At 54.3% G+C, this 12,086-nt stretch carries 14 protein-coding genes; 6 read left to right on the forward strand and 8 right to left on the reverse strand.

Annotation, left to right across the window (positions count from 1 at the left end):
• Positions 1-13: 13 nt before the first annotated feature.
• A complete protein-coding gene (gene panB, locus QOT07_RS20980) occupies positions 14-808 on the forward strand; it encodes a 3-methyl-2-oxobutanoate hydroxymethyltransferase (RefSeq protein WP_129936150.1) in 795 nt (264 codons plus the stop codon).
• Positions 809-832: 24 nt separating this feature from the next.
• Positions 833-1,687 (forward strand): pantoate--beta-alanine ligase, encoded by an 855-nt coding sequence (gene panC / locus QOT07_RS20985; RefSeq protein ID WP_099065285.1) that lies wholly within the window; start codon positions 833-835, stop codon positions 1,685-1,687.
• A 198-nt stretch (positions 1,688-1,885) separates the two neighbouring features.
• Here the strand turns inward: panC and QOT07_RS20990 are convergent, their stop codons facing one another.
• Positions 1,886-3,004, reverse strand: a complete 1,119-nt coding sequence (locus tag QOT07_RS20990; RefSeq protein ID WP_219016990.1) for an RNA-guided endonuclease InsQ/TnpB family protein — start codon at positions 3,002-3,004, stop codon at positions 1,886-1,888.
• Between the two features lie 107 nt (positions 3,005-3,111).
• On the opposite strand from QOT07_RS20990, the gene panD reads away from it, so the two are divergent.
• Positions 3,112-3,492, forward strand: coding sequence for an aspartate 1-decarboxylase (gene panD / locus QOT07_RS20995; protein ID WP_024484346.1), 381 nt, complete (start codon positions 3,112-3,114; stop codon positions 3,490-3,492).
• 38 nt (positions 3,493-3,530) lie between these two features.
• On the opposite strand, the gene QOT07_RS21000 is transcribed toward panD, so the two are convergent.
• The 3 genes from QOT07_RS21000 to QOT07_RS21010 all read right to left on the reverse strand — a co-directional run bounded on the left by QOT07_RS21000 (position 3,531) and on the right by QOT07_RS21010 (position 6,723).
• Positions 3,531-4,811, reverse strand: a complete 1,281-nt coding sequence (locus tag QOT07_RS21000; RefSeq protein WP_099065286.1) for a polysaccharide deacetylase family protein — start codon at positions 4,809-4,811, stop codon at positions 3,531-3,533.
• Positions 4,812-5,032: 221 nt separating this feature from the next.
• Positions 5,033-5,803, reverse strand: a complete 771-nt coding sequence (locus QOT07_RS21005) for an ABC transporter permease (RefSeq protein WP_099065287.1) — start codon at positions 5,801-5,803, stop codon at positions 5,033-5,035.
• Positions 5,800-6,723, reverse strand: a complete 924-nt coding sequence (locus QOT07_RS21010; protein ID WP_085118881.1) for an ABC transporter ATP-binding protein — start codon at positions 6,721-6,723, stop codon at positions 5,800-5,802. The genes QOT07_RS21005 and QOT07_RS21010 overlap by 4 nt, the downstream gene beginning before the upstream one ends.
• A 236-nt stretch (positions 6,724-6,959) precedes the next feature.
• Here QOT07_RS21010 and can point away from each other — a divergent pair, with 236 nt between their 5' ends.
• Positions 6,960-7,616, forward strand: a complete 657-nt coding sequence (can, locus tag QOT07_RS21015) for a carbonate dehydratase (RefSeq protein WP_061807929.1) — start codon at positions 6,960-6,962, stop codon at positions 7,614-7,616.
• 37 nt (positions 7,617-7,653) lie between these two features.
• Here can and hpt read toward each other — a convergent pair whose 3' ends face one another.
• From hpt to cueO, 4 genes are all read right to left on the reverse strand, one after another.
• Positions 7,654-8,190, reverse strand: a complete 537-nt coding sequence (gene hpt / locus QOT07_RS21020) for a hypoxanthine phosphoribosyltransferase (protein ID WP_012146700.1) — start codon at positions 8,188-8,190, stop codon at positions 7,654-7,656.
• 112 nt (positions 8,191-8,302) lie between these two features.
• Positions 8,303-8,590, reverse strand: a complete 288-nt coding sequence (locus QOT07_RS21025; protein WP_283603858.1) for a type II toxin-antitoxin system RelE/ParE family toxin — start codon at positions 8,588-8,590, stop codon at positions 8,303-8,305.
• Positions 8,590-8,781: a type II toxin-antitoxin system RelB family antitoxin gene (gene relB, locus QOT07_RS21030; RefSeq protein ID WP_219016928.1), complete on the reverse strand. Its 192-nt coding sequence runs from the start codon at positions 8,779-8,781 to the stop codon at positions 8,590-8,592. Before relB ends, QOT07_RS21025 begins: the two co-directional genes overlap by 1 nt.
• Positions 8,782-8,887: 106 nt before the next feature.
• A complete protein-coding gene (gene cueO, locus QOT07_RS21035; RefSeq protein ID WP_283603859.1) occupies positions 8,888-10,507 on the reverse strand; it encodes a multicopper oxidase CueO in 1,620 nt (539 codons plus the stop codon).
• 236 nt (positions 10,508-10,743) lie between these two features.
• On the opposite strand from cueO, the gene QOT07_RS21040 reads away from it, so the two are divergent.
• Positions 10,744-11,091, forward strand: a complete 348-nt coding sequence (locus tag QOT07_RS21040) for a YacC family pilotin-like protein (protein ID WP_099065294.1) — start codon at positions 10,744-10,746, stop codon at positions 11,089-11,091.
• 109 nt (positions 11,092-11,200) lie between these two features.
• Positions 11,201-12,064: a polyamine aminopropyltransferase gene (gene speE / locus QOT07_RS21045; RefSeq protein ID WP_099065295.1), complete on the forward strand. Its 864-nt coding sequence runs from the start codon at positions 11,201-11,203 to the stop codon at positions 12,062-12,064.
• Positions 12,065-12,086 lie beyond the last annotated feature (22 nt).

Raw genomic sequence — 12,086 nt, forward strand, 5'->3', positions numbered from 1 at the left:
AGGAGACGACGTGATGAAACCCACCACCGTGACCCATTTGCACCAGTGGAAGCAGGAACAGCGCAAGTTTGCTTCCCTCACCGCCTACGATGCCAGCTTTGCCAAACTGTTTGAAGAGCAAGGCGTTAAAGTGCTGCTGGTGGGCGATTCGCTGGGCATGACGCTGCAGGGCCACGACTCCACGCTGCCGGTCACCGTTGCCGACATTGCCTATCATACCCGTGCCGTGCGCCGTGGCGCACCGGCCTGTCTGCTGCTGGCCGACCTGCCCTTTATGAGTTACGCCACCCCACAGTTGGCCTGTGCCAATGCCGCCGAACTGATGCAGGCCGGTGCCAATATGGTGAAGCTGGAAGGCGGCAGTTGGCTGTGTGAAACGGTGAAAACGCTCACCGAACGCGCCGTGCCGGTATGCGGCCACCTCGGCCTGACACCGCAGTCGGTCAACGTCTTCGGCGGCTACAAGGTGCAGGGCCGTGATGAGCTCGCCGCCAAGCAGCTGCTGGAAGATGCAAAAAATCTGGAGCTGGCCGGTATCCAACTGCTGGTGCTGGAATGTGTACCGACCGAACTGGCACGCAAGGTCACCGAAGCCCTGACCATCCCGGTGATCGGCATTGGCGCCGGTAATGCCACCGATGGACAGATCCTGGTGATGCACGACGCATTCGGTATCACCGGCGGTCACACGCCGAAATTCGCTAAAAACTTCCTGGCGCAAAGCGGCGATATCCGCTCGGCGGTGCAACACTATATTCAGGACGTGGAGCAAGGAATTTACCCCGCTGAAGAGCACTCTTTCAACTAAAGTGACCGCGTTAGGAGTTATGCAATGGTAATTATCGAAACCCTGCCGCTGTTGCGTCAGCAGATCCGCCGCTGGCGTCAGGATGGGAAACGCATCGCGCTGGTGCCAACCATGGGCAACCTGCACGAAGGCCATATGACACTGATCGATGAAGCCCGTGCGCGCGCCGATATCGTGGTGGTCAGTATCTTCGTCAACCCGATGCAATTCGAACGTCCAGAAGATCTGGCGCGTTACCCACGCACCCTGCAGGAGGACAGCGAAAAGCTGACCCGTCGCGGCGTTGAACTGGTGTTTGCACCGGCCCCGGCCGATGTCTATCCGCAGGGGCTGGAACAGCAAACCTACGTCGATGTGCCGGGTATCTCCAGCATGCTGGAAGGTGCCAGCCGTCCGGGCCACTTCCGCGGCGTCGCCACCATTGTCAGCAAGTTGTTCAATCTGGTGCAGCCGGATCTGGCCTGTTTTGGCGAGAAGGATTACCAGCAACTGGCGTTGATCCGCAAGATGGTGGCGGACATGGGCTATGACATCGATATCGTCGGCGTACCTACTGTTCGCGCCAAAGATGGCCTGGCACTCAGCTCACGCAACGGTTACCTGACCGCTGAAGAGCGTAAAATCGCCCCGCAGCTCAGTAAAATCATGAATGCGTTGGCAGAACAGCTCAGCAACGGCGAACGCCACGTCGACGAGTTGCTGGAACAAACCGCCGAACACCTGCGCAATGCCGGTTTCACGCCGGATGAGCTGTTTATTCGTGACGCCGACAGCCTGCAGCCACTCGGCGTTGAAAGCCGCCGTGCGGTGGTGTTGATGGCCGCCTGGCTGGGCAAAGCGCGGTTGATCGACAATCAACAGGTTGACCTGACACTGTAAGTCATTTTTTGTGCAGTCGTCACCATTACGCCCCGCCTGGCAGTAGACAATGGCAGGCTTATCGGTGACGATGACGCCGGATGGATGTTCAACCCCAATCGCCTGTGAAGGCTGATATTCAGCTAGGTAAAGTTTTGACTGCTCCCCGCCCTAAAGCGCGAGGATTCCCACTTCACCGAGCTCGACCTTCAGCGCAATTTACGCTGCGGGTTTTACAAACTCTCCGTGGGCTAACACTGCCAGCCCGGCAGCTTTGATATTACGGGCAGCATTAATGTCGCGGTCATGGCTGATGTTGCACTCAGGGCAAACCCAGCTACGGACATTAAGCGAAAGATGTTTCAGGGTAAAACCACAACACGAGCAACGTTTGGAAGAAGGAAAGTAGGGGTCAATAGCCACCACGCTACGGCCAGCCCACTTTCCTTTGTACTGAAGCTGCCTGACAAACTCAGACCAGCTGGCATCGGCAATAGACTTTGCCAGCCTGGGGTTGCGGAGCATGTTCTTCACTTTCAGCGATTCAACGCACACCACTTGGTTTTCGTTTATTAGTGTGCGGGACAGTTTATGCAAGTTATCCAGACGGCAATCGGCGATTTTCGTATGCAGACGGGCGACCTTTAAGCGAGCTTTGGTGCGATTTTTCGAACCCTTGCGCTTTTTGCTTAATCGGCGCTGCAGTACCGCCAGCCGTGCCGCGTACTTAGCAGTATGGCGCGGATTGCCAGTTTTTAATCCGCTGTCAGTGACGAACAAATCGTTTAAACCTACATCAATGCCAACCATTTTCGGACTGACAGGCAGTGATGCAGGCTCAAATTCGCACAGGCAGGAAACAAAGTACCGACCAGCCGCATCTCTGGTGATAGTTACCGTCGATGGCGCTGACGGCAGTAAACGTGACCAGCGTATCGCCAGAGGCATTTTGCTTTTGGCGATATAGAGTTGGTTATCAACATATTTAAAGGCGCTTTTAGTAAACTCTGCAGCCTGTTTGTGACGTTTGGATTTAAATGCAGGATAGCTGGCGCGGCCTGAAAAGAAGTGATTAAACGCCGTCTGTTGATGGCGCAACGCCTGCTGCAAAGGGACGCAGGACACGTCGTTTAGCCAGGCATACTCCGCGTTTTTCTTCAGCTCAGTTAAGTGAGCCGAAGCGGCGGAATAGCCAATTTTTTCCTGACGCTGCCGAAAAGCTTCACCGCGCCAGTGCAGCACGGCATTGTAGACAAAACGGACACAGCCGAATGTTTGAGCCAAAAGCTCAACCTGCTCGGGAGTGGGATAGAACCGATATTTATAGGCACGTTTCATCATTAGATATTTACAGGAGTCATCGTGAAAGTACAAAAAGAAATCAGCGCGAAAATCGTCACCTTTCCTCCCCGGCCTGAAGGCCGAGGTTTCCCGGAGGCATTCTGATGATACGTACTATGCTGCAAGGCAAGCTGCATCGGGTGAAAGTGACTCAGGCTGACTTGCACTATGAGGGCTCCTGCGCCATCGACCAGGACTTCCTGGAAGCCGCAGGCATTCTGGAATATGAAGCTATCGATATTTATAACGTTGATAACGGTCAGCGTTTCTCGACCTATGCCATCGCCGCCGAACGCGGTTCGCGCATTATTTCGGTCAACGGCGCGGCAGCACGTTGCGCCTGCGTGGGCGACAAACTGATCATCTGCTCCTATGTACAGATGAGCGATGCCGATGCCCGCCAGCACCATCCGAAAGTAGCCTATTTCGAAGGTGACAACCACCTGCAACGCAAGGCGAAAGCCGTGCCGGTACAGGTCGCCTAAAAATAAAACGGGCGCTGTCTGCGCCCGTTCCTTTCTTGCTATTGCACCACCAGCGTTCCTGGCTTGTTGGCTATTCTGTCCGCCATGGTCTGAATCGAGTCGGTGCGCAAAATATACAGCCGTTTCAGCGTATAGGGGTTATCCCCCGGTTTCACTTTGCCCTGCACCGTGGTCACGGCCATATGGAACCCGGCATCTTTCGCGGCCTGTATCGCCCGCTGGTTGTAGCCGCCAAACGGGTAGGACACATACAGCACATGCGGATTAAACTGCGACAGCGCACGGCGTGAGTGCTCAAAATCGAATTCGATATTGTGCAGCGAGCGGCTCAGCAGGATCGGCTGACGATTACCGTCGGTGCGATGCAGGAAATGAGTATGTGACTGCACGTCGAAGACGTCCTGAATCTGCTTCAGTTCGGAAATACTCATAAACTGCAGCGAGTCTGGGTTCCACTTTTGCGGGTGACGTTTAATGCGCGAAGAAATGATAAACGCCGTAGCGCGGAAGCCGTAATTCTTCAAGACCGGGTAAGCGTAGCGATAGACCGATTTCAGCCCATCATCAAACGTCAGTACCACCGCCCTGCCCGGCAGGTTGATCTGGTTTTTCAGGTAGGCTTCCAACTGATACAGGGAAATGGTGTCATAGCCCGCCTGCTTCAGATAGGTCATCTGGTTACTGAATGCCACGTCCGACGTGGTGGTCGAAGTATGGCGGAAGCGCTTGTTCTCTTCGTTTTTCAGCAGGTGATGGTAGGTCAGTATCGGTATGCCGGTGTCAATCTCGCAGTCCAGCTCACTGACATAGCCCAGGCGATCGCCAATGTTGATCTCGTACCAGGTGTTATTGAGCCGGTCTTTCAGCTTACCGATGATCGGGTAGCGCAGGTTCTCTTCCAGCACGCCAAACACATCGCTGCTGTTATCCGCATCGGTATAAACGTTGATCGCCTTGTGAGTGATCAGATTCTGGTTGGTCAGCGGTTTATTCAGCTCCCCCAGATCATCCTTCACCTTGCGTGATTTTTTGAGATCGCGCACGTCGTCTTTATCAATAAACCCCGTGCCGTGGCCGAATTTGAACTCGTAATATTCCGCATCCGCCGGGAACACCTGGATCAGTTGCCCCTGCTTCACTTCACCAACCGGGATGACATGCTCGCCAATCAGCGAATAGACTTCGCTATCGCGTTGTGCTTCCATATATTCGGATTTAACAGCACTGTCTTCCGACAGCAAATTTGCCAGGCTTGCCGGGGCGACAAGTGACATCAGGATGCCGAGTAACCCAGCCGCTATCTTGTGTGTAGACCGCATGGTTATGTTCTGCTTACGAGTGCGTATACCCGTCGCCTTTCAAGCCGCAACTTGAAATTCATAGGGCATATAACAAAATGGAGAAAATGTGGAGCGCCAGCATAGCACGATTTGAACAGCCGGGAGAAAGGGGTTATTTGAGCAATTTTATTGATTTACAGGGTGCTTGCTTCAGGTCAATAAAAGCGTCCCCGCACGCGATGCCCGGGGACACAGGTTAATCAGGTACGCAGACCGCGACCGCGCTCAATCAGGTACCAGGACAACAGGTAGAACACTGCAATAAACGCCACCAGCACCGTCATGGTCAGCGCCAACGGCACGTCGCTGATGCCCAGGAAGCCATAGCGGAATCCGCTGATCATGTAGACGATCGGGTTCAGTTTGGACACCGCCTGCCAGAACGGCGGCAGCAGCGTCAGCGAGTAAAACACCCCACCCAGATAGGTCAGCGGCGTCAACACGAAGGTCGGGATCAGGCTGATATCGTCAAAGGTGGTGGCAAACACCGCATTGATCAGGCCCGCCAGCGAGAACAAAATCGCCGTCAGCAGCAGCGTGGCCACAATCACCCACCAGGCATGCACCTGTAGCGGCACGAAGAACAGCGAGATCACGGTGACCAGCACGCCGACACAAACGCCGCGCGCTACGCCACCGCCGACGTAACCGGCGATCACCACATGCGTCGGTACCGGCGCCACCAGCAGTTCTTCAATATTACGTTGGAATTTGGCGCTGAAGAACGAGGAGGCCACGTTGGCATATGAGTTGGTGATCACCGCCATCATGATCAGACCAGGGACGATAAACTGCATGTAATCAAAACCGTGCATCTCACCGATGCGTGAACCTATCAGGTTACCGAAGATGATGAAATACAGCGTCATGGTGATCACCGGCGGTACCAGCGTCTGGATCCAGATGCGGGCAAAACGGTTGATCTCTTTGGCCCAGATGCTCTGTAAGGCCACCCAATACAAACGCATCATGCTTTTTCTCCATTACCGTTAACCAGGGTGACAAACAGCTCTTCCAGCCGGTTAGCCTTGTTACGCATACTCAGTACCTGAACACCCTGGGTGCTGAGCTGGGCAAACAGACCATTCAGGCCCTGCTCGCGCATCACTTCCACTTCCAGCGTTGAAGTGTCCGTCAGGCGGTGGCGGTAACCGTCCAGCTTCGGTAACGGGCTTTTCGCCGCCAGATCGAGGATGAAGGTTTCAGACTTCAGCTTGGCCAACAGACCTTTCATCGAGGTATTTTCCACCAGTTCGCCGTTCTGGATAATGCCGATATTGCGGCACAGCATTTCTGCCTCTTCCAGATAGTGGGTGGTGAGGATAATGGTGGTGCCCTGAGCGTTGAGCTCTTTCAGGAAGCCCCACATCGAGCGGCGCAGCTCGATATCTACCCCGGCAGTCGGTTCATCGAGGATCAGCAATTTTGGCTGATGCATCAATGCGCGGGCGATCATCAGGCGGCGCTTCATCCCGCCGGATAACATGCGGGCGCGTTCATCGCGCTTGCCCCACAGATCCAACTGGGTCAGGTATTTTTCCGCCCGCACCAGGGCTTCACGGCGAGTCACGCCATAGTAGCCCGCCTGATTGACCACAATCTGCATCACGGTTTCAAACGGGTTAAAGTTGAACTCCTGAGGCACCAGTCCAAGCTGGCGTTTGGCATTAACAATGTCTTTATCGATGTCGTAGCCGAATACCCGCACGCTGCCGGACGTCTTATTGACTAGCGAGCTGATAATGCCGATGGTGGTGGATTTCCCGGCGCCGTTAGGCCCCAGCAAAGCGTAGAAATCCCCTGCCTCGACGTTCAGGTCGATCCCGCGCAATGCCTTGACGCCACCGGCGTAAGTCTTGGTTAACTGCGCTATTTCCAGTGCATAATTCATAAGTTAAAAAGTACCTTGTGACGATGAGTATGCTGCTGCGTCTTGTAATGAAGATGATCTTATCATCAGCAGCGTTTTCACTGAGGCAAATCCGTGCGGAAAATTCAGGTTCCATCCCGCCATACTGTATAAAAAGTGGCTGAATATCGTCTTGCGTAACTGTTCCGATTTCCAAAATGTGATGCTTGTCCTATATTACCCCAACGCAATCTGTTCGTTACAGGTCTATAACCTCCATGAAAGAAATCGAAAAGCTTATCGCTAATAACCATACCTGGTCAGCTAACATCAGCAAGGAAGACCCAGACTTTTTTGAACGTTTAGCCCAGGCGCAAAAGCCCCGCTTTTTATGGATAGGTTGTTCAGACAGCCGCGTTCCCGCGGAAAGACTGACCGGACTGGAGCCAGGTGAACTGTTTGTCCACCGCAACGTGGCCAACCTGGTGATTCATACCGATTTAAACTGTCTGTCAGTGGTGCAGTACGCCGTCGACGTGCTGGAAGTTGAACATATCATTATTTGCGGCCACCTGGGCTGCGGCGGTGTGGAAGCCGCGGTTGAGAACCCGGAACTGGGGCTGATCAACAACTGGCTGCTGCACATTCGTGACCTGTGGTACAAGCACAGCTCACTGTTGGGTGAACTGGAGCCGGAACAACGCCTCGATGTGCTCTGTGAAATCAACGTGATTGAGCAGGTCTACAACCTGGGTCATTCCACCATCATGCAATCAGCGTGGAAACGTGGCCAGAAAGTCATGATTCACGGTTGGGTGTATGGCATCCAGGACGGACGCTTGCGCGATCTTGAAGTGGCGGCCACCAGCCGCGAAAGCCTGGAGATGGGCTATCGCAAGGCCATGGCCACATTGCAGCAGGATAAGGGCATTTAATTCTGTCACGGGCGCGGTAAACCGCGCCCGCAGCTTATTACTCGTCCAGCAGCACCACTTTGCCGACGTACGGCAGATGGCGATAACGCTGAGCGTAGTCGATACCATAACCCACCACAAACTCGTCCGGAATGGGGAAGCCCACGTACTCAACCGGCACTTCAACCTCACGGCGTTCAGGCTTGTCCAACAGGGTACAGATCGCCAGGGATTTCGGCCCGCGCAGCGCCAGAATTTCGCGCACTTTGTTCAGCGTATTGCCGGAATCAATGATGTCTTCCACGATCAGCACGTCTTTACCACGGATGTCTTCATCCAAATCCTTGAGGATTTTCACATCACGGGTGGTAGACATACCGCTGCCGTAGCTGGAAGCGGTCATAAAGTCGACCTCATGCGGCACTTCAATCGTGCGACACAGATCGGCCATGAACATAAAGGAGCCGCGCAGCAGTCCGACCAACACCATATCACTGCCGCTATCGCGGTAATCTTCGGTGATCTGGCGGCCAAGTTCGGCGATACGTGTCTTAACTTCCTGCTCGGAAATCATTACTTCTACAGTGTGTTTCATAGTTTTCAGGTCAGTTGCCGGAAGAAGGGCGCAGAGTTTAGCATAGCCTGAAGCCAGTGGCGACGCGAGTGCGCCGCCCGTTGAATCTGGCGGGTTCAGGTATCAACAAAGTTTAGGGCAAAGTTCGAGGGTATTCCTGACGGGCATGAAGCACACTCAACACCTCGATATGCTCCGCTAATACGCGATAAATCACTATATAATTTGGGTGTACCACTATTTCACGAGTTCCGGCTACGCGCCCGGTTCGGAACAAATACGGATGTTCAGTTACTGGAATGACCGATTCTTCTATACGCTGCATCAGCGACTCAGCGGCAACTGGATTTTGTTCCGCGATAAAAGCGATCAGGGTATATAAACCCGTTTTTGCCTCGTCAGTCCATTTGACGGCCAGCATCAGGCTGATTTTCTTTTAGCTTTAGCTTCTTCGATAATCTTACGGGCACCGGCCATGACTTCATCATGAGGGATCAAAGGGGCGCTACTATTGATTGCAGCTTCAACCTGGCTCCGAAACCAACGGTCATAGCGGTCAGCCTGCTCTTGAGTTTCAAACTCCGAGACGATGGGGTCCAATTTTGTCGACATAATGCTTCCCTCAATAGCTGATATTTTAAGCAGTATAGCCACTTCCCAAGGCCAAACCAAGCGCTGGCGACGCGAGTGCGCCGCCCGTTGTTCCAGGGTGGGTGGATCAGTCGGTTACGGTAAAGCCCAGCATCATGCCGGTATCTTCATGTTCCAACAGGTGGCAGTGGGCCATATAGGCATGATCGCTGTTGGCTGGGTGATCAAAACGCACCAGCACTTCACTGCGCCAACCTTCGACCAGCACCGTATCTTTCCAGCCGCTACGGTGGGCCGCCGGGGGCTTGCCATTTTCCGACAGAATACGGAACTGGGTGCCGTGAATATGGAACGGGTGCAGCATCATGTCGCCTTCACCGGAAATGGTCCATTTTTCATATTTTCCGCGCTTGGCTTCAAACATCGGCTTGGTCATGTCGAAGGCTTTACCGTTGATCATATTGCCATGGCTGAAGTCGAACGGCTTGGCACCCTGATCCATCCCCTTCATATTACCGTGATCCATGCCTTTCATCGCGCCGTGGCCCATGCCTTTCATGTCGGCCATCTCACCGCCGCCTTTAGCCATATTGCCGTGATCCATGCTCATGCCGGCCATGGCCTGATGACCGTAGCGATCCATCAAGGCCTGCATGCCCAGTTTGTCCAACTGCGGGTTCATCATCAGTTGCAGCCAGCGCTCCTGGATCCCGCTCACCGCCGGTAATACAGGCAGTTTCACCAGGCTGTCCGGCATGGTCTTGATGCCCTGCGCCAGCGAAGGCTGAATATGCAATACCGGCAGCGGCTGGTCGAACGGTGCCAGCGTCATGCCCATCTGTTTAACCGGCAGCGTGACGATATCAAAGGGTTTGCCATCGGAGGCATCCACCAGCACTTCGAAGCGTTCGCCCATCAGCATCGACAGCTCGGTCAGCTTGACCGGTTCGGCCAGAAAACCACCATCACTGGCGATCACATAGAGTGGACGGTTATCACTGGTTGCCAGATTCAACGAACGCGCATTGCAACCGTTGAGAAAACGCAGGCGCAGCCAGCCGCGAGGTGCCACATGCCGTGGATACTGGGCACCGTTGGTGAACATGCGATCACCGAACCAGCCTACCGCTGCGCTCATGATATCCAGTTGGTATTCAATCTGTGCGTCTTTGCCCAGCCGCTTGTCCTGCAGGATCACCGGAATATCATCCTGCCCCCAGGTTTTCGGCAATGGCAGCTTGCTGCTTTCTTCATCTTCCAACAGCACCAGCCCTGCCAAGCCCATCATCACCTGCTGACCGGTCTTGCCGTGGGTGTGCGGATGGAACCAGCAGGTGGCTGCGGGTTGCTCCACCGTGAACTGCACCCTGCGCGTGGTACCTGGTTGGATCAGCGCCTGTGGGCCGCCATCGACGTCGCCGGGGATTTCCAGACCGTGCCAGTGGACGGTACTGGCCTCCGGCAAGCCATTGCGGATATCCACCGTGACCGGCTTGCCACGCTGCAACCGTACCGCCGGCCCCAGCAATGCACCATTAACCCCCCAGGTTTGGGTTGCCTTGCCCGGCAGCCAGTTCATTTCACCGGTTTGCAGCGCCAAAGCGATGTTCCCCTGCGCGTCTGGCATCAGCAACGGCGGGATCGGCAACGCCGGCAGTTCAGCTGCCCACGCGCCCCGGCTCCACAAGGGTAAAGCACTTGCCGCGCCCAGCGCAGCGGTCAATTTGATAAAATCACGGCGTAACATCGCTGACTCCCTTTTTCAGTGATCGGCACTTAATGCGACGCAAGGTGCAGCTCATTCAATGAACCTGCACCTTGAAAGATTATGGGTATAGCTTTATCTGCGCACAGCCTAAACCCTCCCCTAAGCGGAAGGTCAAGCCTTTGCTGCCGGTTATGTTACCTGCAGGTAATAAAATTTGGTGCCTTTACAGGCAAGTGTGATAACGTCTGTGGACAATAAACAGGTCTATTTTCATGATGAAAAAAACAACGTTACTGGTGCTGTTGCTCACCATGCTGGGGTTCTCCAACGCCAGTCTGGCGCTGAATGAGTCTGAGGCGGAAGATCTGGCCGATCTGACGGCGGTCTTTATTTATTTGAAAAATGACTGCGGCTATAACGACTTGCCCAATGCCCAAATCAAACGCGCCATCGTTTATTTTGCCCAGCAAAACCGTTGGGATCTGAGCAACTATAATAGCTTTAATATGAAGGCGCTGGGTGAAGACAGCTATCGCGATCTCAGTGGTATCGCCATCCCTACCCCCAACAAGTGCAAATCCCTGGCACGCGACTCGCTTAGCCTGCTGGCTTACGCCAACTAATCCCCCGCCTTGCGCTATCTCTGTTTGAAATTCAGCCGTGCATCACCAGGCAGAGTTAGCTATGATGTTGCGCCAATTTTTCATGGCTGTTATTACGGAGTTCCCGCACATGACCCAGAAAGAAATTTGGTATGAAACGCTGCATGCCAACTTCGGCCAGTACTTCTCGGTAGAGAAGATACTGTATCGTGAGAAGACCGAGCATCAGGATCTGGTGATTTTTGAAAACCCGGTTCTGGGGCGCGTTATGGCGCTCGACGGCGTGGTGCAAACCACCGAGCGTGATGAGTTCATTTATCACGAAATGATGACCCACGTACCGCTGCTGGCCCACGGTCAGGCGAAGAAGGTGCTGATCATCGGCGGCGGTGACGGCGCCATGCTGCGTGAAGTCAGCCGGCATCAGGGCGTTGAGCAGATCACCATGGTCGAGATCGACGCCGGCGTGGTCGAGTTCTGTCGCCAATACCTGCCAAACCACAATGCCGGAGCTTACGACGACCCACGCTTCAAGCTGGTGATCGACGACGGCGTCAACTTTGTTAATCAGACCGATGAAAAATTCGATGTGATTATCTCCGACTGTACCGACCCTATCGGCCCTGGCGAAAGCCTGTTCACTTCAGCGTTCTACGAAGGTTGTGCACGCAGCCTGAACGAAGGCGGCATTTTTGTTGCGCAGAACGGCGTGTGCTTCCTGCAGCAAGACGAAGCGGTCAATAGCCACACCAAACTGAGCCAGTACTTCAACGACGTTAGCTTTTACCAGGCGGCGATCCCGACCTATTACGGCGGCATCATGACCTTCGCCTGGGCGAGCCAGGATCCGGCGCTGCGCCAGCTCGATCTGGCAACGCTGCAACATCGCTTTCATCAAAGCGGTTTAAGCTGTCGTTATTACAACCCGGCAATTCACGCGGGCAGCTTTGCTCTGCCGCAGTATTTGCTCGACGCACTGAACGTTACACGTTAAGCGAGAAGATAAAGGAGGTGAA

Origin of the sequence: Serratia proteamaculans (genome assembly GCF_949794035.1) — a bacterium.
Taxonomy (GTDB): Bacteria; Pseudomonadota; Gammaproteobacteria; order Enterobacterales; family Enterobacteriaceae; genus Serratia; species Serratia proteamaculans.

What these genes read in the sequence shown, in the direction of transcription:
- panB (WP_129936150.1), top strand. Translation starts at nt 14, where the DNA reads ATGAAACCCACCACCGTGACCCATTTGCACCAGTGGAAGCAGGAACAG.
- panC (WP_099065285.1), top strand. Translation starts at nt 833, where the DNA reads ATGGTAATTATCGAAACCCTGCCGCTGTTGCGTCAGCAGATCCGCCGC.
- QOT07_RS20990 (WP_219016990.1), bottom strand. Translation starts at nt 3,004, where the DNA reads ATGAAACGTGCCTATAAATATCGGTTCTATCCCACTCCCGAGCAGGTT.
- panD (WP_024484346.1), top strand. Translation starts at nt 3,112, where the DNA reads ATGATACGTACTATGCTGCAAGGCAAGCTGCATCGGGTGAAAGTGACT.
- QOT07_RS21000 (WP_099065286.1), bottom strand. Translation starts at nt 4,811, where the DNA reads ATGCGGTCTACACACAAGATAGCGGCTGGGTTACTCGGCATCCTGATG.
- QOT07_RS21005 (WP_099065287.1), bottom strand. Translation starts at nt 5,803, where the DNA reads ATGATGCGTTTGTATTGGGTGGCCTTACAGAGCATCTGGGCCAAAGAG.
- QOT07_RS21010 (WP_085118881.1), bottom strand. Translation starts at nt 6,723, where the DNA reads ATGAATTATGCACTGGAAATAGCGCAGTTAACCAAGACTTACGCCGGT.
- can (WP_061807929.1), top strand. Translation starts at nt 6,960, where the DNA reads ATGAAAGAAATCGAAAAGCTTATCGCTAATAACCATACCTGGTCAGCT.
- hpt (WP_012146700.1), bottom strand. Translation starts at nt 8,190, where the DNA reads ATGAAACACACTGTAGAAGTAATGATTTCCGAGCAGGAAGTTAAGACA.
- QOT07_RS21025 (WP_283603858.1), bottom strand. Translation starts at nt 8,590, where the DNA reads ATGCTGGCCGTCAAATGGACTGACGAGGCAAAAACGGGTTTATATACC.
- relB (WP_219016928.1), bottom strand. Translation starts at nt 8,781, where the DNA reads ATGTCGACAAAATTGGACCCCATCGTCTCGGAGTTTGAAACTCAAGAG.
- cueO (WP_283603859.1), bottom strand. Translation starts at nt 10,507, where the DNA reads ATGTTACGCCGTGATTTTATCAAATTGACCGCTGCGCTGGGCGCGGCA.
- QOT07_RS21040 (WP_099065294.1), top strand. Translation starts at nt 10,744, where the DNA reads ATGAAAAAAACAACGTTACTGGTGCTGTTGCTCACCATGCTGGGGTTC.
- speE (WP_099065295.1), top strand. Translation starts at nt 11,201, where the DNA reads ATGACCCAGAAAGAAATTTGGTATGAAACGCTGCATGCCAACTTCGGC.